General features: G+C 37.5%; 22 protein-coding genes and 1 riboswitch. Of the genes, 3 read left to right on the top strand and 19 right to left on the bottom strand.

Annotation, left to right across the window (positions count from 1 at the left end; genetic code table 11):
• Positions 1-9: 9 nt before the first annotated feature.
• From dltB to IGK70_RS11200, 5 genes are all read right to left on the bottom strand, one after another.
• Positions 10-1,215, bottom strand: a complete 1,206-nt coding sequence (gene dltB / locus IGK70_RS11180) for a D-alanyl-lipoteichoic acid biosynthesis protein DltB (protein ID WP_002382500.1) — start codon at positions 1,213-1,215, stop codon at positions 10-12.
• Positions 1,212-2,732: a D-alanine--poly(phosphoribitol) ligase subunit DltA gene (dltA, locus tag IGK70_RS11185; RefSeq protein WP_010713131.1), complete on the bottom strand. Its 1,521-nt coding sequence runs from the start codon at positions 2,730-2,732 to the stop codon at positions 1,212-1,214. The genes dltB and dltA overlap by 4 nt, the downstream gene beginning before the upstream one ends.
• 14 nt (positions 2,733-2,746) lie before the next feature.
• Positions 2,747-2,896 (bottom strand): teichoic acid D-Ala incorporation-associated protein DltX, encoded by a 150-nt coding sequence (locus tag IGK70_RS11190; protein WP_002356384.1) that lies wholly within the window; start codon positions 2,894-2,896, stop codon positions 2,747-2,749.
• Positions 2,897-3,099: 203 nt separating this feature from the next.
• Positions 3,100-5,196 (bottom strand): FtsX-like permease family protein, encoded by a 2,097-nt coding sequence (locus IGK70_RS11195; protein WP_438775259.1) that lies wholly within the window; start codon positions 5,194-5,196, stop codon positions 3,100-3,102.
• The gene (locus IGK70_RS11200; RefSeq protein WP_002356382.1) at positions 5,186-5,953 is read right to left on the bottom strand and encodes an ABC transporter ATP-binding protein; all 768 of its coding nucleotides are present in this window, start codon (positions 5,951-5,953) and stop codon (positions 5,186-5,188) included. Before IGK70_RS11200 ends, IGK70_RS11195 begins: the two co-directional genes overlap by 11 nt.
• Before the next feature lie 405 nt (positions 5,954-6,358).
• Here IGK70_RS11200 and nrdD point away from each other — a divergent pair, with 405 nt between their 5' ends.
• Positions 6,359-8,542, top strand: a complete 2,184-nt coding sequence (gene nrdD, locus IGK70_RS11205; RefSeq protein WP_002385686.1) for an anaerobic ribonucleoside-triphosphate reductase — start codon at positions 6,359-6,361, stop codon at positions 8,540-8,542.
• Positions 8,543-8,574: 32 nt separating this feature from the next.
• Complete coding sequence (gene nrdG / locus IGK70_RS11210; RefSeq protein WP_002356379.1) at positions 8,575-9,171, top strand: anaerobic ribonucleoside-triphosphate reductase activating protein; 597 nt, start codon at positions 8,575-8,577, stop codon at positions 9,169-9,171.
• Positions 9,172-9,215: 44 nt separating this feature from the next.
• Here the strand turns inward: nrdG and dinB are convergent, their stop codons facing one another.
• From dinB to IGK70_RS11280, 14 genes are all read right to left on the bottom strand, one after another.
• Positions 9,216-10,331 carry a DNA polymerase IV gene (gene dinB, locus IGK70_RS11215; protein ID WP_023894966.1) on the bottom strand — a complete coding sequence of 372 codons (1,116 nt, stop codon included), beginning with the start codon at positions 10,329-10,331 and terminating at the stop codon, positions 9,216-9,218.
• 128 nt (positions 10,332-10,459) lie between these two features.
• Complete coding sequence (locus tag IGK70_RS11220; RefSeq protein ID WP_010713130.1) at positions 10,460-11,218, bottom strand: ABC transporter permease; 759 nt, start codon at positions 11,216-11,218, stop codon at positions 10,460-10,462.
• Positions 11,202-11,864: an ABC transporter ATP-binding protein gene (locus IGK70_RS11225; protein WP_002356375.1), complete on the bottom strand. Its 663-nt coding sequence runs from the start codon at positions 11,862-11,864 to the stop codon at positions 11,202-11,204. The genes IGK70_RS11220 and IGK70_RS11225 overlap by 17 nt, the downstream gene beginning before the upstream one ends.
• 14 nt (positions 11,865-11,878) lie before the next feature.
• Positions 11,879-12,751 carry a 16S rRNA (cytidine(1402)-2'-O)-methyltransferase gene (gene rsmI / locus IGK70_RS11230; RefSeq protein WP_002359438.1) on the bottom strand — a complete coding sequence of 291 codons (873 nt, stop codon included), beginning with the start codon at positions 12,749-12,751 and terminating at the stop codon, positions 11,879-11,881.
• A 111-nt stretch (positions 12,752-12,862) separates the two neighbouring features.
• Positions 12,863-13,210, bottom strand: coding sequence for a DNA replication initiation control protein YabA (locus IGK70_RS11235; protein ID WP_104855845.1), 348 nt, complete (start codon positions 13,208-13,210; stop codon positions 12,863-12,865).
• Positions 13,203-14,042 (bottom strand): PSP1 domain-containing protein, encoded by an 840-nt coding sequence (locus IGK70_RS11240; RefSeq protein WP_002356371.1) that lies wholly within the window; start codon positions 14,040-14,042, stop codon positions 13,203-13,205. The genes IGK70_RS11235 and IGK70_RS11240 overlap by 8 nt, the downstream gene beginning before the upstream one ends.
• Positions 14,043-14,157: 115 nt before the next feature.
• Positions 14,158-15,108, bottom strand: a complete 951-nt coding sequence (gene holB / locus IGK70_RS11245; protein WP_002384059.1) for a DNA polymerase III subunit delta' — start codon at positions 15,106-15,108, stop codon at positions 14,158-14,160.
• 1 nt (position 15,109) lies between these two features.
• Entirely contained in the window at positions 15,110-15,439 is a 330-nt protein-coding gene (locus IGK70_RS11250; protein WP_002356367.1) for a cyclic-di-AMP receptor, read from the bottom strand.
• A gap of 19 nt (positions 15,440-15,458) precedes the next feature.
• Complete coding sequence (gene tmk, locus IGK70_RS11255; protein ID WP_002356366.1) at positions 15,459-16,097, bottom strand: dTMP kinase; 639 nt, start codon at positions 16,095-16,097, stop codon at positions 15,459-15,461.
• 208 nt (positions 16,098-16,305) lie between these two features.
• Positions 16,306-16,902 (bottom strand): recombination mediator RecR, encoded by a 597-nt coding sequence (gene recR / locus IGK70_RS11260; protein ID WP_010823927.1) that lies wholly within the window; start codon positions 16,900-16,902, stop codon positions 16,306-16,308.
• 175 nt (positions 16,903-17,077) lie between these two features.
• Entirely contained in the window at positions 17,078-17,740 is a 663-nt protein-coding gene (gene tenA / locus IGK70_RS11265) for a thiaminase II (protein WP_002379778.1), read from the bottom strand.
• An 11-nt stretch (positions 17,741-17,751) separates the two neighbouring features.
• Positions 17,752-18,405 carry a CbiQ family ECF transporter T component gene (locus IGK70_RS11270; protein ID WP_002362491.1) on the bottom strand — a complete coding sequence of 218 codons (654 nt, stop codon included), beginning with the start codon at positions 18,403-18,405 and terminating at the stop codon, positions 17,752-17,754.
• Positions 18,396-19,754 carry an ABC transporter ATP-binding protein gene (locus tag IGK70_RS11275; RefSeq protein ID WP_049095896.1) on the bottom strand — a complete coding sequence of 453 codons (1,359 nt, stop codon included), beginning with the start codon at positions 19,752-19,754 and terminating at the stop codon, positions 18,396-18,398. The genes IGK70_RS11270 and IGK70_RS11275 overlap by 10 nt, the downstream gene beginning before the upstream one ends.
• A complete protein-coding gene (locus IGK70_RS11280; protein ID WP_002359429.1) occupies positions 19,751-20,314 on the bottom strand; it encodes an ECF transporter S component in 564 nt (187 codons plus the stop codon). Before IGK70_RS11280 ends, IGK70_RS11275 begins: the two co-directional genes overlap by 4 nt.
• Before the next feature lie 104 nt (positions 20,315-20,418).
• A riboswitch (TPP riboswitch) is annotated at positions 20,419-20,509 on the bottom strand.
• 178 nt (positions 20,510-20,687) lie between these two features.
• On the opposite strand from IGK70_RS11280, the gene IGK70_RS11285 reads away from it, so the two are divergent.
• Complete coding sequence (locus IGK70_RS11285; protein WP_002356353.1) at positions 20,688-21,473, top strand: TraX family protein; 786 nt, start codon at positions 20,688-20,690, stop codon at positions 21,471-21,473.
• Positions 21,474-21,604: the final 131 nt, after the last annotated feature.

The raw sequence follows: 21,604 nt of genomic DNA on the forward strand, positions 1-21,604 counted from the left end.
TATTTTTGTTTATTTAAACCATAGTTTGTCTAAAAATCCTGAGAAAATCAGGAAGCTGACACAAACCGCTTGGAAAGTTAAAAAGACTGCAAATGCATGTGTAAATTTGTTTGATGGTATCTTGTCTTTATGTTTTTTCTTAAAACGTAGCCAAGCATCTGTCACACAAATTAGTGTTGCATGGTAGAGCCCATAAGCGATGTAGAACCACGTTAATCCATGCCAAATGCCCATAATTAAGAACAATGCAAAGTAACCAATATTAGAAGTCACAATCCGACTTTTAAAGACTTTCTTTTTCATTAAGAAAAACATTAAGCGCATGTAAATGTAATCACGGAACCAAAAAGATAAGGTCATGTGCCAACGATTCCAGAATTCTTTAATATTCCAACTTAGGAACGGTTTGTTAAAGTTCATTGGTGTATCATAGCCCATTAAATAACTTGTGCCAACGGCCAGTAAACTATAGCCTGCGAAATCAAAGAATAGATACAAACTGTAATTATACATATAGCCGACTGTCCACCAAGATAAACCACCTTGTGCCAAGGCCATTTTTTCCACATGTGGTAAAAAGACACCACCAAGATAATGACTGATAATAAACTTATATAAAAACCCTAGAAATAAATAAAAAATTCCTTTTTCTAAAAAGTCTAAATATTTCTCCGCACTCGGCGGGTTTTTCAAATCTTTTTCAAAGCGCCGATAACGATCGATGGGTCCTGAAGAAATAGTCGGGAAAAACAAGAGAAACTGAATGTAACGAAACGGATGATATTCCTTCATTACGCCATCCCGTAAATCCATGACCACTTGGACCGCTTTAAAGGTTAAATAAGAAATCCCTAAAAAGCCAAGTAAGGTTGTTTTGCCTGTCATGAAGGGAGAAACTTTCACCCAAACAAGCGGTAATATAGCTAAAAAGACAGCCAGATAAAAGACCCAACCTGCATTTTTATTTTTTCGATAAGCCGCATAGCCCCACGTTAGTAACGTTTGATAAATAACATATACAATCAGAGCGACTCCTTGTTGCCAAAATTCGCCACCAAAACTGATATATAGAAAGACCAGTGTCACGAGTGTTTGGTACCAAGGCCAACGTGTCCCTTTAATGGCTAAAGTTAAAATCATCGGCAACAAGGCCGCAATTAGCAGAACAAAGTAATACGGTGCATTATAGGGAATCATATGAGGAAAATTCATCATGTGGCATTCACCTCATTCATCAACCCTTTCCGATCAATTTTGCCATTACTTGTCAAAGGTAATTGTTCAACATATACAAATTTTTGCGGAATCATATAGTCCATTGTCAACGTGGCTAATTCTTGTTTAATTGCCTTAGTTAATTGAAAATCACTTGAAAATTCATGTGCTTGCGGAACGACATAGGCAATTAATTGTTGGACTTTATTTCCTTGATATTTCGGCACAACGACTGCTTGTTTCACGTAGGAAACATTCGTTAAGTGATGATCTACTTCTTCTAACTCAATGCGGTAGCCATGCAATTTAATTTGAAAATCTAAGCGTCCCTCATACTGCAATAGGTTATCAACTAACTTTCCAGCATCGCCTGTGCGATAAGCTGGTACGCCATCTAATTGGAAAAAAGCTTCAGCTGTTTTCGCAGGATTATTTAGATAGCCTTTGGAAACACTTGGTCCAGCAATGACGATTTCACCAATTTCACCTGCAGGTAATTTTGACATGCCTTCCATAATATAAATTTGCGTATCCTCTTTCACATACCCGATTGGTAAACGTTGGACACTTTTTAAAACTTCTTGAGTGATTTCAATGGCACTAATCGCTACAGTCGCTTCTGTCGGCCCATACGTATTATAAATATGCGCAGTTGGGAAACGAGCGGCTAATTTTTCAGCCGTTGGTTTTGGTAATTCTTCTCCACAGAATAAAAACGTGCGCAGTGCTGGTAAATGTTCACCATCAAAGCTTGGTTCCATTAGACACAATTCAATAAAGGACGGTGTTGAAACCCAGACGTCGATTGTTAATTGTGGCAAACGCGTAAATAATTGTTTAAAATCGTTAATGATTTCATTGGGTAACGGAGTTAATGAGCCACCTAACGCCAATGCGGGATAAATAGACATCACCGATAAATCAAACGAATAAGGTGCCTGTGCTAAAAAGCGGGCCCCTTCTTCTAAACCAAAATCTTGCAACAACCAATTCGTAAAGCTAACTAAATTATCATGGCTGATTTGCACACCCTTTGGTACGCCAGTTGTCCCTGAAGTGAAAATGATATAGTAATTACTTGCTCCTGTGACAGGCGTCAACGCAGGCGCATATCGGGGTGCATGCATCATCATTTCTGTTAATTCTTCCGCCGTAATTACTGGCACTTCGGTGGCTAATTCAGGCCATTCATGCACAGCAATCACTGCGGTTGGTTTGGCTACGTTTAGAATTAGTTCAATGCGTTCTTTTGGTGTATGTGCATCAATGGGGATATAGCTAAAACCAGCTTTCGATGCGCCTAAAAAACTCACAATCATTTCAAAATCTAATTCTCCGTATACGACAATCGCTGACTTGTCCGTTTTCAGCTCAGCTAAATAAGCGGCTAGATTGTCTGACTTTTCTTTTAACTCTCCATACGTAGAGACTTTTTCTTCGGTTAAATAAACAGGACGTTGGGGTTCTTTACGTGCCCATTCATCAATCGTTTGAATCATATTAATTACTTTTTCCATGTATAGCCGCCTCCTTAAAACTCGTTATAAATGAAGGTTCCTCCATTGATATTCTTGTAATGATAAAGATAAATTAATGCAATGACAATGAAAGAATAAAATAACGTTTTACCGATGAATTTAAGACTTTCGTTATTGAGAATTTTCTGAAAAGTTGTTTTCATTATCATTCACCTCCTAAGGTTAATCGCTATCCATTATTTTATGCTATATTTCAGCAAAGTCCATTGAAATTTCTTACAATTTAATAAAAAAACTAACAATTTCGTCACTTCTTAAATTTTCATGATTTTCATAAAGGGAACTCTCATAATTTTTTCGCATAAAGAAACTGTAAAAACCGCTTCACAACGGCTTTTACAGTTTTTTAAAAATGGATGTGTCGAATCATCCGCGCATAAATGGCAGACGTTAAAATATAAAAAATTAGATAAACAATTATTAAGATTCCACAAGAAAGATATACTAACAAATATCCTGGACTCTTAATAAATTGGCTTAACAAATAAATGGCAAAGGTGGTATGCAAAATCCCAATGACCATCGGCGGAAAGAAAATCAAACTATTCTGTCGATAAATTTGCTTAGTTATCGCTTTACTAGAAACACCCATCCGTTTTAAAGTCACGTAATCTTGACGCTCACTTACAGCTGAAAACAGTTGTCGTAACATCAAAATACTGCCCGTAATAAACAACGCTAAAATTGCCACAAACATGGAGACATATAAAGTCAAGCCGTTAATTTTTCGTTCATAGCGTAAAGAGGCGTAGCGATCATTCATATTTAGCCGCCAAGTTTCGGTGACATCATCTTGCGTATTCTTTACCTCTTCGTTAGGCATTTGTTTGGCAAAACCACTCAACTGCTGGTTATTTTTTTCATACTTATACAAAATTGGCGCTTGCCATTCTGTGGCAATCTGTTTATTTACGGCTTCATAAAGTTTTTCACGGCTTTTCGTGTCAACATTTACGGCGTTAATCTGATACTGAATGGAATTTTTTGTCACTTTCTGATAAAGGGCATCGGAAACGACAATCGTTGGTAAGGAATATTGCAATAAAAAATTGCCTAGATAGTTAGGCAGCACTTGTTGCAGTTGTGCCTTCTCTCCTTCAACAAATTGCAGTTTCGATTCATAACGAGACATACCACTTAAAATATTGGTAAAGCTATCCATATAGATAACACTTTGGTCATTTTTTAAATGTAAATCGTTTAAATAAGGATTAATTTTTTGATAGTTGCGGTAATTTGAGAAGGATAAAACATTAACTGCTTCAATCGTTTCTTGTTCCTCTTGCGCTTGACCAATTCGCAAACTTCGTTCAATTCCAGTAATTTTATAAGAAAGTGTCACTTCATTTTTTATTTTGGTGTCCTTAGCTTCATCGAGAACTTTCTTCAATTTAGGATAGCTTTCCTGTGAAACTAAAAAGTCCACGGGGCCATCACTGTTGACCGTGTGCATACTAATCGTATACACAAAAACCATCACGCCAATCCCACTCAAGGCTGTCGCAATTAACAAGGTCAAACCAGTGAGTGTTTTGCTACTTTTAAATAAGTAGCGTTTGGCATTGCCTAAAGTAATCATGCGTAAATCTTGGTAATACCATTTTTTTCTATGATTAAATAAGCGAATGATAAAATACATGGTATAACGGAAAAATAAATAAGTTCCCACCACACATGGACCCAAAATGATAAAAGGGGTCAACGTAATAATCATTGGAATCGAGATATCCAATGAATCATTTAATTGTTTATACACAATACCTGTCGCTAAATTCCGAAAATCAAACGCAATAAAATAACCGGCCAGTAAACAAATAGGACCTAAAATACCTAGAAACTGCCGCCGTTTCGTTAAACGACTATAATTAATTTGACCAATTTTTTCTTGGTGCATAAGCTGCGACAATGGATAACGATAAATCATCCAAATACTTCTTAAGCAGACAATCAGAATCATAAATGCAAAAGCTACACCGGTTTCAATAACGGAACGCCAAGAAATATAGAAGAAACTGGGCACTTCTAAAAACATAACTTTGGCTAAAATCATTGAAAACAACTTGGTGAAAATCACTCCTAAAATAATCCCATTAATTAGTGAAACAAAGCCTAAAACTAAATTTTCCACTAAAAAAATTAGTGAAACTTGGCTCTTTCTCAAGCCAATTAATCGATACAATCCAATTTCTTGGCTACGTTTTCCTATAAAAAAACGATTTGCTGCCAACATAAAGCCCAAAATAATAATGGTGACTAAGGTACTACCGAGTCCTAAAGATCGCTTAATTTCGATATCACGGCCTGCACCTGCGACAAGAGGCTGGTTGTAAGCAATCGCACGGAAACAATAATAAACGACCGCTGCAAAAGTCATACTAATGTAATAAACCAGATAGTTAGGTACATGAGCTTTTAAATTTTTTAATGATAGTTTAAAAATCATTTGCGCGCCCGCCTCCACCAATCGTTGCTTGCATATCTATCACACGATTAAAAAATTCCTTACGTGATCCTTGACGAACAACTTCTGAGAAAATCGCACCGTCTTTAATGAATAAGATGCGATTGCAAAAACTGGCCGTGTACGGGTCATGTGTCACCATCAAAATTGTGGCATCATCATGTAGATTAATTTCAGCTAAATATTTCAACAATTCTGTTGCTGATTTTGAATCCAGCGAGCCAGTTGGTTCATCTGCAAAAATAATTTTAGGGTTCGTAATCAAAGCACGAGCAGCTGCTACCCGTTGTTTTTGTCCCACAGATATCTCTGGTGGATAAGCAGATAAAAGCTCCTGAATCCCCAAAATCGAAGTCACATGTAACAAACGTTTATCCATTTCTTCTAATGAAACTTTTTCTACAGCTAAAGGCAACAGAATATTGTCCTTCACATTTAACGTATCAATTAGGTTAAACGATTGAAAAATAAACCCCATTTCGTTTCTTCGAAAATCACTTAATTGATTATCTCGCATTTTTAAAATATCTTGTCCGGCGATGCGCACGATCCCTGCGGTCGGCAAAATAATCGAGGATAAGACATTCAACAGTGTCGATTTCCCAGCACCGCTGGGACCCATAATCCCCACAAATTCGCCTTCATCAACGGTAAACGAAATATTATCTAATACTTCTGTTTTATTATTTAAACGACCATATGTCTTGCTGACATGGTTTACTTCTACAATTTTTTTCATTTTTCTCGCTCCAACGTTTTGTTATTACTCTTATTTTACCAAGAAAAAATCTGAATGAACATCGTTTTATCTTACAATATCGTTCGGTAGTCAAAGAATAATTGGCATTTCGTGAATAAATCCGCAAACAATTATTATTTAATAATTGTTATTTTTTAGTGTTGCTTTTAGCAATTTGGCAAAAAACTCTTTGCTGTTTTTTAATTTGGACAAAGAATTTTTTTCACACAAAAAAATTTGCTCAATCCTTTTCTTCATTTGTTTTCATATTTTTTCAAAACAGCGCAAGCACAATATATAGTGTTTGTCTAGTGATATTTTACTAAAAATACGCAATATATCGATTGAATTTAGCCGACCTTTGTATTAGGATAGTTACTAACGAGATATAAGGAGCTGGATAAAATGATGAAGATTACTGATGAAAAAGCCGAGGATGTTAATCTCTCAACAATTAAAGTCGTCAAACGAGATGGTCGTTTAGTGACTTTCGATGATCAAAAAATATACGATGCTTTGATCAAAGCTGAACAAAAAATACATGACCAAGTCACTCCTTTGACACATCAAAAAGTCCAATCGATTGTTGCCGATGTCAATCGAGAAATTGCCGAACGTTTTACCAATAACGTAAAAATTTATGAAATTCAAAATATTGTGGAACATACTCTGCTATCCAACAATGAATATGCCTTAGCCGAAGAATACATTCATTACAGAACCCAACGTGATTTTGAGCGTAGTAAAGCAACTGATATTAATGTATCTATCGGCAAATTAATTAATAAAGATCAGACTGTCGTGAACGAAAATGCCAACAAAGACAGTGACGTTTTTAATACGCAACGTGATCTAACCGCTGGGATTGTTGGAAAATCAATTGGTTTAAAGATGTTGCCTTCACACGTGGCTAATGCCCATCAAAAAGGCGACATTCATTACCACGATTTAGATTATCATCCATATACGCCCATGACAAACTGCTGTTTAATTGATTTTAAAGGCATGCTAAACAATGGCTTTAAAATTGGGAACGCTGATGTCGAATCACCAAAATCAATTCAAACAGCCACTGCACAAATTTCTCAAATTATTGCCAATGTAGCTTCCAGTCAATATGGTGGATGCTCTGCCGATCGGATTGATGAATTATTAGCGCCTTTTGCGGAACGTAATTATGAAAAACATTTAGCAGATGCGCAAGAATGGATTGAAGGAGAAGAACGCCAAAAAGCATTCGCTCGGAAGAAAACGAAAAAAGATATTTTTGATGCCATGCAAAGTCTTGAGTATGAAATTAATACTTTATTTACTTCCAATGGACAAACCCCTTTTACTTCTCTGGGATTTGGTTTAGGTACCAACTGGTTTGAGCGAGAAATTCAACGGGCGATTTTACAAATCCGAATTAATGGTTTAGGGATTGAAAAACGAACAGCTATTTTCCCAAAACTGATTTTCACAATTAAACGCGGCGTCAATGCGCAACCTACTGATCCAAACTACGATATTAAACAACTGGCACTGGAATGCGCAACGAAACGCATGTATCCTGATGTTTTAAACTATGATAAAATCGTTGAACTAACAGGTAGTTTTAAGGTACCAATGGGCTGTCGTTCCTTTTTACAAGGCTGGAAAGACGAACAAGGTGAAGAAGTAAATGTTGGCCGAATGAATTTAGGCGTTGTGACCTTGAACTTACCAAGAATCGCTTTAGAAGCGCAAGGAAGCCAAGAAAAGTTCTGGCAAATTTTAAATGAACGTTTGGCGATCGTTAAAGATGCTTTGGTTTATCGGGTTGAACGTGTTAAAGAAGCTAAACCAGCGAATGCACCGATTTTATACATGTATGGTGCATTTGGAAAACGTTTAGCTACACAGGATGCCGTAGATGAACTGTTTAAAAACAAACGTGCCACGGTTTCGCTTGGCTATATTGGCTTGTATGAAGTGGCTTCTGCCTTTTACGGCGGTGCTTGGGAGGACAATCAAGAGGCCAAAAACTTTACACTGGATATTTTAAAAGAACTGAAAAAAAATGCCGACAACTGGGGCAACGAATACGGCTATCATTTTAGTGTCTACTCTACACCGAGCGAAAGCTTGACTGACCGTTTTTGCCGTTTAGATACTGAAAAATTTGGCATCGTCGAAAATATTACAGATAAAGAATATTACACAAATAGTTTCCATTATGATGTACGCAAAAATCCAACGCCTTTTGAAAAACTTGATTTTGAAAAGGATTATCCAAAATACTGTTCTGGTGGTTTTATCCACTACTGTGAATACCCCATGTTACAGCAAAATCCCAAAGCACTTGAAGCTGTCTGGGATTACGCTTATGACAAAGTTGGCTATTTAGGAACCAATACGCCAATTGATCATTGTTATGCCTGTGGTTTTGAAGGGGACTTCCATCCAACTGAACGTGGCTTTGAATGTCCAGAATGTGGCAATCATGATCCTAAGACTTGTGATGTCGTTAAACGGACTTGTGGTTATTTAGGTAACCCGCAAGCTCGCCCAATGGTACACGGTCGTCACAAAGAAATTTCCTCTCGTGTGAAACATTTAAAAAATTAAACTCGATTATTCTATAGAAAGAAGTTTTGCTGATGCGTAATCCGAAACCACAAGAATGGAAAACCGAAGACTACAGCCAAAAAAAGATTGCCGATTACAAAGCGTTCAACTTTGTTGATGGCGAAGGTGTACGCAATAGTTTATATGTGAGCGGCTGTCTCTTTGCTTGTGAAGGTTGTTTTAACAAAGCTGTCCAAAATTTCAATTACGGTACGCCGTTTACAGAATCTTTAATGAATCAAATTATTGAAGATTTGTCCCATGACTATGTCCAAGGTTTGACTCTTTTGGGTGGTGAACCTTTTCTGAATACAGATGTTTGTCTTAGTGTAGTCAAACGTGTGCGGGAAACATTTGGCTCAGCCAAAGATATCTGGTCTTGGTCTGGGTATACCTTTGAAGAACTACTTTTAGAAACGCCTGATAAGCTTGAACTACTCCATTCAATTGACATTTTAGTTGATGGGCGCTTTGAACTGGCAAAACGTAATTTAAATTTACAATTTCGTGGCAGTAGTAATCAACGGATTATTGATGTACCCAAATCACTTGCTGCTGGCAAAGCTGTTATTTGGGAAAAATGTCATGACGCCGAAACGTCTTATGAACAAATCAAAAAATCAATTTAAAAAAGTTAGCCCTTTAGCCATCTCTTGAGGATGTGTCTAAAGGGCTAACTTTTTTCCCATAAAGGTAAAACAATGTTTTCATACGCTAGTGGATCTAAATTCGTTAAAGTAATGCCTAATAAACGGATTCCTTGTTCTAAACCTAAAATATCTTCCCAAATTAAATTCGCTTGATAGAAAAGTTCTTCTTTTTTAGAAATATATTCAGGTAATGTCACACGTTTCGTAATCGTCGTATAGTCAGTATAACGAACTTTTAGGACTACTGTTTTGCCATGTTTTTGCACTCGTTGCAACGCACGCTCAACCCCTGCTGCTAATTGTCTCAATTGAGCCGTAACCTGCTCTTCCGTCGTTAAAGGGGTGCCGTAAGTATGTTCTTTCCCTACCGACTTACGATCTCTAGTCACTTGAACTGGCGCATCATGGATACCGCGGACTTTACGATACAATGAATAACCCATTTTACCGAATAACCGAATCAACGTCATCTCATCTTGCTTGTATAAATCTGCTCCAGTAAAAATCCCTAGTTCATGCATTTTAGGCACTGTTTTTTTCCCGATTCCGTGGAAATCTTCAATCGGTAATGCTTTCAAAAAATCTTCGGCCTCTTCTGGTAAGACAACCGTCAGGCCCTTTGGTTTCTGAAAATCTGATGCTAACTTGGCTAAAAACTTATTGTAACTAACACCTGCCGAGCAAGTTAACTGCAATTCATGCCAAATATCATATTGAATCATTTTCGCAATTTTAATAGCCGACTTACTGTTGACCTTATTTTCAGTTACATCTAAATACGCTTCGTCAATAGATACTGGTTCAATCACATCTGTATAGCGGCGAAAAATTTCACGGATTTCTTGAGAAATTTCACTATATTTCTGATAATTACCTGGCTTAAAAATGGCACTTGGACATAGTTCATACGCCTTTTGAGCACTCATAGCCGAGTGAATACCATACTGTCGAGCAATATAATTCGCTGTGGTCACCACTCCTTTGCCCCCAGTATCACTTGGATGGCGCGCAATAACTAACGGATGTCCTACTAGCTCTGGATGATCTCGTTCTTCAACTGAAGCAAAAAACGCGTCCATATCTATATGTATAATTTTTCTCGACGTATCTTTTTTTAAGGGAAAACGTAATTCGCTCATCATTTTGATTCGCCTCCTCCCTCCATTATATACGAACGTCCGTTCTTTTTCAAATTGAAACTTCTTTATTTCAACCAGAAAAAACTGAAAATCCGTGAAGTTATAAACACAGATTTCCAGCTTTTTAATTATACGACCAATTGTTTTTGTTGATTATAGTAGCCTTTATAGGCAAGATACGTTGCAATCACTGAACCAATACTTGTTGCTGATAGCAACATAAAAGTCACCATAATCTGATATTTTATCGCATGGACCGGATCAACGCCCGCAAAAATCAAGCCTGACATCATCCCAGGCAAACTAACAATTCCGACAGTTTTGGCAGAATCAATCGTCGGCGCCATCCCGGTTTTCACACTTTGTTGGATGATTGGTAAAGAGGCGAGTTTGATAGTTGCACCTAATGCTAGTTTCTCCATTACCGCTTGCCGTTGGTTTTGAAAAAGAGTATCTAAATTGCGATAGCATAAACCAATTGCCACCATCGAATTGCTGGCAATCATCCCACTGATAGGAATGATTTGAGAAGGAATAAATTTAATAGAACCAGAAAAAATCAAAATACCAATGGTAATTCCTGTACTACAACCAATTGCAATGAAAGAAATCAAAAAGCCCTTTTGTAATTGCTGGCTGCGTTTTTTTGCATTAAAGGCTGCGTTGGAAACAATCACCAAAACCATGATGAGCGTTAAAATCAGGTTATTGACTTGAAAAACATATTTTAATAAATAACCGACTGCGACTAATTGAATGACTGCTCGAATCACACTAATAATAATATCTTTGGTAAAACCTAATTTTTCTTTAGTACTAATAATTAATGCGACCATCACTAGCATGGCTGAAAAAAATAAGGATAAATTATTAACTGCTAAATCCATCTGTCGGCGCCACCTTTCCTGCTACAATACGAATCACTTGCTGTGCTTGCTGAATTTCTTCGGTATCATGCGTGACACGAACCAGCGTGACTCCTTGCTCTTTGTTTAATTGGTTTAACAATTGATTGACAATCTGTTTGCTTTCTTCATCTAATCCCGTTGTAACTTCGTCTAATAATAAAACATCTGGTACAAAAATAATGTTTCGTAGCAAAGCAACCCGTTGTCGCTCACCACCAGAGAGTTCGGCTATTTTCTTTTCAAGATAAGCAGCGGGCAATTTCACTTGTTGGAGTAATGCCACGACTTTTTCCTGATTAAACGCTTCTTGTCTGACGGTAAATGGAAATAATAAATTATCATACACGGTTTCACCAAATAAAGTTGGCTGCTGAAAACAATAAGAAACCTTTTGGCGGTATGTTTCGATTGGCATTGTAGTAATTGGCGCTTCTTGATAAAAAATTTCGCCTTCTGTAGGACTTAATAATGAAGATAAAATTTTTAAAAATGTACTTTTCCCGCTACCTGAAGGACCAACAATTGTTGTATTGCTACCTGTTTCAAATGACAAATCAATATCAGAAAGAATGCTACGACCATTTACTTGATAAGACACGCCTTCTGCTCGCAATAAATTACTCATGTTTCTCTCCTTTTTTAAATGGAATGATATTCTTTATATACTTCTTGTTTTTTTACATTTCTCAATTTGGCCACTTCTTTGATCGCCTCTTTGGAACTCCGTCCCTCTTCCTCCATTAAAACTTGTACATGTTCTTTGAGGGAAATAGCTGGCATTGCTGCTATTGTCTCTTTCTCACCAGTAAATCCGCTAACTAATAAACAACACTCGCCTTTTAGCGTATTTTCTGCTAAATATTCTGTTAGTTCTCCTAAGGTACCTCGTAAATACTCTTCGTGAAGTTTCGTTAATTCTCGACAAATCACAGCAGGGCGTTCTTGACCATAGACTTCAGCAAACGTTGCTACCGTTTTAGCAATCCGATAGGGGGACTCATAAAAAATCTGTGTTGGCCGTTCTTCTTTTAATGCTGATAACACGTCTTTCTGTTCCTTTTTCTTTCTTGGTAAAAAACCATAAAACGTAAATGGCTGTGGTAAAAGACCCGAGGCAATCAAGGCGGTCATTCCTGCCGTAGGTCCTGGCAAGGCAATCACTGCCAGTTCTTCTTCAAGACATGCTGTAACCAATTCATGACCAGGATCACTAATTGAAGGCATACCTGCATCGCTAACTTGGGCAATCGTTTCACCATTCAGCAATCGTGTAATCAGTTGAGGAATTCGCTCTTTGTAATTATGTTCGTGTAAACTAATTTGTGGTGTTGTAATCTCAAAATGATTTAGCAATTTTTGTGTGTTTCTTGTGTCTTCACTAGCAATCACCGTTGCTTCTTTCAATATGTTTAAACAACGAATACTCATATCTTCTAAATTGCCGATCGGTGTTGGGACAAGATACAATTTTCCTTTTGTTGTTTGCTTATCAAAACTTTTCTGTTTTTGCATAGCGCATCCCTCATTTTCCTTTTTCGTTCTATAAATAGATAAAGGTTTGATTTGACAATCGATTGACTGTCAAACCAAACCTTTCCTTTTTATTTGCAGTGTCCACTAGACTTAACGCGTACGTTCCCCATAAATAACATCAAGACAAAAGGCACATTCTTCATCATTTTCACGTCTTGAACCATATAAAATATTGCAGACATGGAAGCCCTCTTCATAAAGTTTTTCCAAATTCATACGTGATTTTGATAGCTCTTGTTTTTCAGTTTCAGTTGTATTTCCTGCTAACTTATTCAGTTCTTGGAGATGCTCCCGTAAGCGTTGGTTTTCGATTTCCAACGTGGTATTTTTTTCTACCAAATCATGGAGTGCTGCTTTAATTTCTCTTAATTGTGTCACGGAACTGTCTAAATCAGTTTCCAACGAATTTAATCCATCATAGAGCGAACGTTTATCCATTTTGATCACCTTTTTCAGCAGCAACTTTCGCAGTAGCTTCTTTGATTTCTTCGTAATCATAATCCGCTGCGATTTCACGACCATGCAGACGAACTTTGACAATCCGACTTAATAGATTCAACCCGACGACTTTACCTTTGCCATCTGGTGTTATTACTTCTTTTCCATAATCTGGTAATTCTTTTTTAGCGGCTTCATATTCGTCGTTTTCGTATTTCAAACAACACATTAAGCGGCCACATAATCCCGAAATTTTGACAGGATTTAAAGATAACCCTTGATCTTTAGCCATTTTGATTGAAACTGGCATAAAATCTCCTAGAAATGTTGAGCAACATAGTTGTCTGCCACAAGGGCCAATGCCACCTAATATTTTCGCTTCATCTCGGACACCAATTTGACGTAACTCAATTCGCGTCCGGAAAATAGCCGCTAAGTCTTTGACTAATTCACGAAAATCAATTCGCCCATCTGCCGTAAAGTAAAAAATCATTTTGCTACGATCGAAGGTATATTCTACTCGCACTAATTTCATTTTTAAGTCATGAGCTCGAATTTTTTCATTGGCAATGCTTTTGGCAGCTTCTGCATCAGCCAAATTTTTTTGTTCTTTTTCTAAATCATTGGCTGTTGCTTTATTTAAAATGGGTTTTAGGTCCTCTGGTAAATCGTCTGAATCGACTGTTTTTTTAGGAATAGCAACAGTAGCTAATTGTTTTGACTGTTGAGATTCAACGAGTACTTTCTCATTATAAATATACTCAGATTTTCCAGGAGCAAAATAATAGATATGACCGGCTTCACGGAAGCGAACTCCTACTACTTCTACCATTTTATTCCTCCTAATCTAGTTCAAGTGAACGTCGCTTCAATCGGTTAAGGAACTTGTGAAACAACTAAGTTCCTACTATATTATGAAACTGAATGCCACTTGGCACTTTTTTCCTTTATGATTTAGGGTGAATCATTTGGATAACTAATTGTTCACAAACATTTTGCCAACTAACATTGGCAGTCCATTTTTGGCGTGCTTTCAAAATTAGCGCCAACCGTTCCGCCTGCTCTTCCGTTACTTTTTTGGCTTGCTGTGTCGCAACACTTTCTTCCAATAATTGACGGTAATAAACCATGAGCAAGTCAAAGCTAAGCGCTTGTTGTTCTTTTTCCTTAAATACTTTGACCATTTTCTTCTGAACGTAGATAAATGCCTGTAAATCATTACTTTTTAGATAATTAAACCATTGCAAAATGATTTCCCTAGCTTCATTAAACCATTCATCTTGAGAGATTTCAACTGCTTTCTCAAAACTATTTGTCAGCTCAGCTAAAAGGGTTGCAGTCTTTTCACCAATCCCCTGTTTGATTAAGCGATCAATTAATGTTTTTTTGACTAATGGTTGAAAATGTAAGGTTTGGCATCGTGATTGAATCGTTGGTAAAATTCGAGAAAGCGAAGTGGTTTCTAAAATAGCTAAAATTTGTCCTTCTGGTTCTTCTAAAAATTTTAAGAGACTATTGGCTGCGCCGGTACTCATTTTATCTGCTTCTTGAATTAAGAAAACTTTTTTAGCAGTCTCGACCCCACTTTTAGAAAACTCCGCTTTTAATTCACGGATTTGGTTCACTTTGATGGTTTGCCCATCTGGCGCAATTCTTAAAACATCTGGATGTTCATTTTCATTAATCCGCACACAATTATGGCATTCGTTACAAGGCTGTTGATTTACTAAATTCGTACAAAAGACATGTTTCGCCATCCATAAGCCAAATTCTTGTTTTCCAGTTCCTGTATCTCCTTCAAAAAGATAAGCATGGGCAAGACGACCATGCTCAAAACTTTTTTGGAGTTGCTTGTACAGCAAAGGTTGCATTTGCTGTAGCTGTTGTGCTTCATTCATCTTAATATTGATGGAATCCTTCAACTGGTAAGACGAAGCAAGTAGCGCCGCCTACTTCAACTTCCACAGGATAAGGAATTTGGCCATCCATTGTGATATCTAAAGTCACAGGTGTTGAAACATATTGTTTTCTTGATTGACATGTTTCTTTAATTAAAGCTAATGTTTCGTCGACACGTTCATCATCAATCCCAATAATAAATGTGCTGTTTCCCGCTTTTAAGAATCCACCTGTTGAGGATAATTTTGTAGCACGAATATTGGCATCAATAAATTCGTTGGCTAATCGGTTACTATCTTTGTCTTGTACAATGGCTAAAATAATCTTCATGGTCTACACCTTCCTATAATTAAAAGTTTTCTGGATAACGTTCAATAATCGCCTGATACGTTGCTTCTACGACAAGTTCTAAACTCATCCGTGCATCAATCTTTTTGATACGTTGTGGATTTTCTTCTGCTAATTTCAAATATTCATGACGAACACGTTGATGAAATTCTAATCCTTCTGAATCTAAGCGATCAATTTGCTGTGTTCGATTTTCTTGAATCCGCCGTAAGCCAGTATCTGAGTCAACGTCTAAATAAATTGTAAAATCTGGTGAGACACCTTCTGTCGCAAACGCATTAATTGAAGCAATTGGTGCAATCCCAATTCTACGCCCAGCGCCTTGGTAGGCTAATGAGCTGTCAACAAAACGATCACATAGGACTAAATGACCCGCTTCCAAAGCTGGCAAGATTTTTTCCACTAAATGTTGACGACGAGCAGCTGCGTAAAGTAAAGCTTCTGTTCGCTCATCCATTCTGTCATTTCTTGGATCTAAAATAACTGTTCGAATCTTTTCGGCAATCGGTATGCCGCCTGGTTCTCTTGTGGTGACAATTTTTCGTTTTGACTCTTTAGCTAATCTTTCAGAAACTTCCTTCAAAACACTGGTTTTGCCAGCGCCATCTGGACCTTCAAATGTGATAAAAATACCCTGCACGTGCGAAAACTCCAATCAATTTTTACTTGTATCTATTATACTTCATCTTGCTCTATCAGTCTAATTGAAATCCTTATGTCCTATTTAAAGTGATGCATCCGCTGAAAAAAAGAAACTGAAAAAGAAGTACTGAAAAACTTGAACTGCGACATTTTCTCACAGAAACGACCTACTTCGATTTCAACCTCTTTTTCCAACGATGTTTCTTTTAAATTTCTCGACGTCCTTCGACTGCTTTTAGCAAGGTTATTTCGTCTGCATATTCAATATCGCTGCCGACAGACAAGCCGTGTGCCAAACGAGTAACGGTGATTCCAGCTGGTTTAATGAGCCGTGATAAATACATCGCCGTCGCTTCTCCTTCAGTGGTAGCGTTGGTTGCTATAATGACCTCTTTCACTTCATCATCGTGCAATCGTTTGATCAAAGAGGCAATATTAATATCTTCTGGTCCTGTTCCTTCCATCGGTGAAAGCACCCCGTGGAGTACGTGATACAAGCCTTGATATTCACGCATTTTTTCCATTGCCATAACGTCTTTTGGTTCTTCCACTACTAAAATAATACTACGGTTACGATTTTTATCTTGGCAAATTTCACAAGGATCTTCTTCAGTAATATTTCCGCAAATACTACAGAAATGGAGATCTCTCTTGACACTAATTAGCGCTTTTGCAAAAGCATTAGCATCTTCTTCTTTCATATCAATTGTATAAAAAGCAAGCCGTGTCGCTGTTTTTTGACCAATTCCTGGTAATTTCATATAACTTTCAATCAATTTTGCAATCGGTTCTGGATAATTCATGAGGCTTCTACAGTCCTTTCTTAGCAAGGCGTTTCTGTTATTACTGAGCGAGTTACAACAGATTTTGCGTCACTGAATATCTTATCACGCCCTGTCAAAAAAGCAACTGACAATTACTGCTTTCTAATACAAAAACAAGTCGTTAGTTACGAGCACTAAACGACTTGTTTTTGTATTAACCAATCCAGGTTTCGTGTGTATAGGCCATTTCCCAAAAAGCGTATTCCATCTCACTGCTGATAACAAAAGCGGTGATCATAGCTGCTTGTTCTTGTGGTGAACTTTCTTCATATAATTGGTCTAACAGTTGGCGTTCCTCTTGGACGTGTTGGTACGCTTCCTCCCCAGCATAGGTTTCAATCCAACGTTGGTACAGTGGCTCTGGTGAGTGTTGTTTGACTAACTGTGCACCAATTTCTTGATAGAGCCAAGAACAAGGCAACATACTTGCTGCGGCCGTCTTAGGCGTTCCTTCAATAAGTTGGCGATACATATGAGAAACATAGTGATAAGCGGTTGGTGCAATCGGTGTCGCTGCAACTTCTTCTTCCGTAATTGCTAGTTCTTCAAAAAAAGTTTCACGAATAGCTAATTCGCCCAACGCGAGATTTTCCGCATTTGTTAAGAGTAATTTTTTCAATCGAGGTTGTTGCGTTTGTGCCGCAATCAAGCGATAAAGTTGACTAAAGTGTTTTAAATAGTAATGATCTTGAATTAAATAGTAGCGAAAAATCGTTGGACTCAAGGTTCCTTCATGTAACTCTGTGATAAAAGGATGCTGAAAACTTCCTTGCCAAGAAGCTTGCGCTTGATCTTTGGCTTGTTCTGTAAATGTCATAGGTTTCTCCTTTACGTTAGAAAAATAAACAAATTGGTAAAAATGATGATCAAAATAGCAAGCCCCAGACTGACTTTTGCTGACACAAAATGCTCTTTTCGACTTCTGGTGGCTCCTTCTTCATAGCCATGGGCAGACATTGCTTCAGTATATTTATCTCGCCAAGAAACAGCAACGAGCAGTGTTTTAACATAAAGCATCGGCGACCAAAAATGAAACGTTTTGCCACGGAGTAGGCTTGCTTCTTTTAAATCATTAATTTCTCTTTTCACTTCCGGTAAGGCGTGAACCACCACTAAAATTCCATAAACAAAGTTCGGTGCTAGCCCCTTTTGTTCCAATAACAACAATAATTCTTCAAAATCAACGCCTACAGCAAAAGCTAGTCCTAAACCAGCAAAGGCATACGTTCGACTAAACAAAAGCCAGGCTTGTTGACTACTCGTACCATGCAAATAAATAGACCAAAACGTCCCGATTGCTGGTAAAAGTGGCAAGAAAAATAACCAAAGCAGTAAGCGGGATTTTCGCTGGCCTATTAAAAAAATGACACAACCCATAAAAACCGCCAAATTTGCCAAAATTGACTGAGAAAAAGATAATTCAAAGGTCAAAATAAGAATCAAAGAAGCATAAATTGCTGCATTTGTTTGCTTTATTTGCATGTGGTTCCCTCCTGCCAGATAATCAATTGTTGCTGCAGCAATTCTATTCGGTAATTGCTCACGCCAGAGAGAGGTTCTAGCCGATGCGTGACGATTAGAAAATCTTGTTGCGCACTTTTTTCTTTGATCCATTCAACAAAATAATTGCATGCTCGCTCATCTAATCCAGCAAAAGGTTCATCTAAAAGTAAACAGTCCAAATCTAAGCTCAGCAAACTAATTAATTGCACCATCTTTTTTTGCCCTTCACTTAGTTGAAAAACACTGTGCTCTAGTTTTTCTTTTAAACCTAAAAAAGTTAAGGCTTCCTCTTGTTTTCTTCTTTTTTCTGCTGTCATGTTCTGACCAAACAAAAGCTCTTCTCGTAAAGTCAACGTGACAAACTGACGATTGGCTTGTTGCACCGCTAATGTCATGTGTTGATACAATTTTTTTGAAGCCCGCAAGCGACGGCCCGCCAAGAACATTTTTCCTTGATATTTTTGTCTCTGAACGATGGCTTTTAATAAGGTGGATTTCCCCGCCCCATTTGGCCCCGTCAACGTGGTAATTCCTTTAAAAAAAAGCGCTTCTTTTTCTTCAAGTAGCACTCGTTTTCCCTGAGACAAACGAAAATTTTTCAATTGGAGCATTGGTTGTTTTACCACAGAATTTGTCAGTTGAAATGTCTGCGGTTTTGTTTTGATAAACGTCAACGGTTGCTTTTCAAACTGGCCATTTTTCAACGTGACGACTTGGTCCACAACATCAGCGTAATCGCTGAAATCGTGGTCGCACACCAAAATCGTTTTGCCTGCTTGATGGAGTCTTGCTAAAATTTGAATAAATTGTTTTCGAGAGGTTGGATCAATGCTTGCAAAAGGTTCATCTAATAAAAGAATATCTGGGTTCATTGCTAGCAGAACTGTCAACGCCGCTTTTTGTTTTTCACCACCAGATAACGTCGCTAATTCTCGTGTGAATAAGGTTTGAGTCTGAACAAGTTGAAGCGCTGTTTGGATTTTTCGGTTCATTTCTTCAGGCGGGATTCCTAGATTTTCTAAAGCAAAAATCAGTTCTCGTTCCAAGGTTTTCATTGTAAATTGTTGACTGGGGTTTTGAAACAGCATGCCAATTTTTTGCGCCTTTTCACGAGTTGATAATTGTCGGCGCTCCATTCCTTCAATCAAAATTTCTCCTTGGTAATCAAGCGGAGCAAATCCGGCAATCAATCGTAAGAGCGTTGATTTTCCACTACCACTATCGCCAATTAATAAGGAAAACGTTCCTTGAGGAATTGCTAAATTTGTCTTTTCAAACAAGGGTTGTTCTCGTGAAAAGGACACAGCTTTTAATTGGATACTATTCATTTTGCCTTCACAGCTAACCCTTGCGCAGACTGATACATTCGTAAAATAACTTTCGTTAAGAAAATACCAAAGAAACAAATGGAAACGAACCGAACGCTAATTAAAGCAATGTTCATCCCCAGACCGTAATTGCCATAACCAAACTTAAAGTATTCATACACATAACTAAAAATAGTCGTCCCAATCGCACTATAAAATAACGTTAGTGTATCGTACCGTTTGTAGCGTGTCACAAAAAAGCCACTTTCACTACCTAGGCCTTGAATCACACCAGAAATTAATACACTAGGTCCGAAATACGAACCATAAAGCATTTCTGCCAAAGCGGCTAAAACTTCCGCCAAAACAGCACTTCCCGCTCGTGGAATCAGCATCGCTGCAATTGGTGCCACCATGGTCCACATTCCAAATAAAAGCTCATTGGCAAATGGACTCAGTCCTAATGGTAACAGCGCAGCATTCAATAACGCATAGAGGAACCCTGCCCCCATAAAAACACCGCCAAACAAAAAGGCTAAAAAAGCGAGTAAGACGACTTGTTGCAATGACCATTTTTTCAATAAAAAAACTCCTTTCTCTTAACAAAAAGCAAAAGGAGTGACTTAAATAAACCCTGATAAAAGAAAACACACTCATCCTAGGACAGAATGAGTGCGTGAAAAATCAAAGTAAATCGGCATTTCCCTGCGACAGTACTAACTGCATCAGGTTCAATGGGTATCATCTCAGCCATAACAGCACCCCAAATGTTTTTTATTAAAATGTACTTTTACTATAGCATAGAATAATTATAAAAACTAGTCTTGGCACTTTTTTCTTTCATCAAAAGCTGAAGAAATCAAACAATTTTGTAAGATAACTGTTAGGCAAATAAATGGTTGGTTTTTCTGAACTTTGTTATATTGTTCTTTATGAAAGAGAGGCGTTTATACTATGGGTAAAACATTAACTGGCTTTCATTTGAAAGTCATTGGGGTTATTTCAATGGTCTTTGACCACCTATTGCAATTTTTTAGTTTTTTAGGCGTGCCTGGTTGGTTCGGATGGATTGGACGAATTGCTGCACCTATTTTCTTATTTGAAAGTTCTGAAGGCTTCATTCACACAAGCAATCGGCGAAAATACATGTTCCGGTTGTTGTTAGGCTTCTGGATTATGGGGATTCTGAACGGCATTTTAAATGCGTATTTTTCAACAGGTGGCTTAATTATCAATAATATTTTTGGGACGTTATTTTTAGGTACGGTCTACATGCAGTCTATGGACTATTTTAAACAAAAACAAATTGGTAAAGGGCTTCTTTGGTTTATTGTGCCTTTATTAATCAGTGCTCTACCTCTCGTTGTTTTTAGTTCTCCAGACATATTAAGCAACCCTGCTATCTTAATTGGTTTCCAAATTTTCAATCTGATTGTGCCATCACTAATGATGACAGAAGGTGGGTTTTTATTTGTTCTCTTGGCCGTGGCTTTTTATTTATTCCATGGCAAAAAGTGGTTACAAATTTCAGCAATTGGCGTTGTTGCGTTGATTTCAGCAGCCAGCTATAATTTCCAAGAACTATTCGGGGTGAACCACCAATGGATGATGATTTTAGCAGCGATTCCAATTGTTCTTTATAATGGTGAAAAAGGCCGTGGCATGCGGAATTTCTTTTATATTTTCTATCCAGCTCACATTGCTATTTTTGCAATTATTAGTTTCTTCATGCAACGTTAATTATTTTCTGCTTGACGATTGCCTAAAAAGTGTTTACAATGCAACATGTAAACAAATCGTACAGATAACACGCAAATTGCGTGTCGAGAGAGAGGCGGTTTCTATTCTTATAGAAACTGCTTCTATTTTTT

This window comes from Enterococcus sp. DIV0358, assembly GCF_051713465.1.
GTDB classification, from domain to species: domain Bacteria; phylum Bacillota; class Bacilli; order Lactobacillales; family Enterococcaceae; genus Enterococcus; species Enterococcus faecalis.

Bases quoted from the DNA above. Each gene is read 5' to 3' on its own strand.
- dltB (WP_002382500.1), bottom strand. From the start codon at position 1,215: ATGATGAATTTTCCTCATATGATTCCCTATAATGCACCGTATTACTTT.
- dltA (WP_010713131.1), bottom strand. From the start codon at position 2,732: ATGGAAAAAGTAATTAATATGATTCAAACGATTGATGAATGGGCACGT.
- IGK70_RS11190 (WP_002356384.1), bottom strand. From the start codon at position 2,896: ATGAAAACAACTTTTCAGAAAATTCTCAATAACGAAAGTCTTAAATTC.
- IGK70_RS11195 (WP_438775259.1), bottom strand. From the start codon at position 5,196: ATGATTTTTAAACTATCATTAAAAAATTTAAAAGCTCATGTACCTAAC.
- IGK70_RS11200 (WP_002356382.1), bottom strand. From the start codon at position 5,953: ATGAAAAAAATTGTAGAAGTAAACCATGTCAGCAAGACATATGGTCGT.
- nrdD (WP_002385686.1), top strand. From the start codon at position 6,359: ATGATGAAGATTACTGATGAAAAAGCCGAGGATGTTAATCTCTCAACA.
- nrdG (WP_002356379.1), top strand. From the start codon at position 8,575: ATGCGTAATCCGAAACCACAAGAATGGAAAACCGAAGACTACAGCCAA.
- dinB (WP_023894966.1), bottom strand. From the start codon at position 10,331: ATGAGCGAATTACGTTTTCCCTTAAAAAAAGATACGTCGAGAAAAATT.
- IGK70_RS11220 (WP_010713130.1), bottom strand. From the start codon at position 11,218: ATGGATTTAGCAGTTAATAATTTATCCTTATTTTTTTCAGCCATGCTA.
- IGK70_RS11225 (WP_002356375.1), bottom strand. From the start codon at position 11,864: ATGAGTAATTTATTGCGAGCAGAAGGCGTGTCTTATCAAGTAAATGGT.
- rsmI (WP_002359438.1), bottom strand. From the start codon at position 12,751: ATGCAAAAACAGAAAAGTTTTGATAAGCAAACAACAAAAGGAAAATTG.
- IGK70_RS11235 (WP_104855845.1), bottom strand. From the start codon at position 13,210: ATGGATAAACGTTCGCTCTATGATGGATTAAATTCGTTGGAAACTGAT.
- IGK70_RS11240 (WP_002356371.1), bottom strand. From the start codon at position 14,042: ATGGTAGAAGTAGTAGGAGTTCGCTTCCGTGAAGCCGGTCATATCTAT.
- holB (WP_002384059.1), bottom strand. From the start codon at position 15,108: ATGAATGAAGCACAACAGCTACAGCAAATGCAACCTTTGCTGTACAAG.
- IGK70_RS11250 (WP_002356367.1), bottom strand. From the start codon at position 15,439: ATGAAGATTATTTTAGCCATTGTACAAGACAAAGATAGTAACCGATTA.
- recR (WP_010823927.1), bottom strand. From the start codon at position 16,902: ATGAATTATCCAGAACCGATTGCAAAATTGATTGAAAGTTATATGAAA.
- tenA (WP_002379778.1), bottom strand. From the start codon at position 17,740: ATGACATTTACAGAACAAGCCAAAGATCAAGCGCAAGCTTCTTGGCAA.
- IGK70_RS11270 (WP_002362491.1), bottom strand. From the start codon at position 18,405: ATGCAAATAAAGCAAACAAATGCAGCAATTTATGCTTCTTTGATTCTT.
- IGK70_RS11275 (WP_049095896.1), bottom strand. From the start codon at position 19,754: ATGAATAGTATCCAATTAAAAGCTGTGTCCTTTTCACGAGAACAACCC.
- IGK70_RS11285 (WP_002356353.1), top strand. From the start codon at position 20,688: ATGGGTAAAACATTAACTGGCTTTCATTTGAAAGTCATTGGGGTTATT.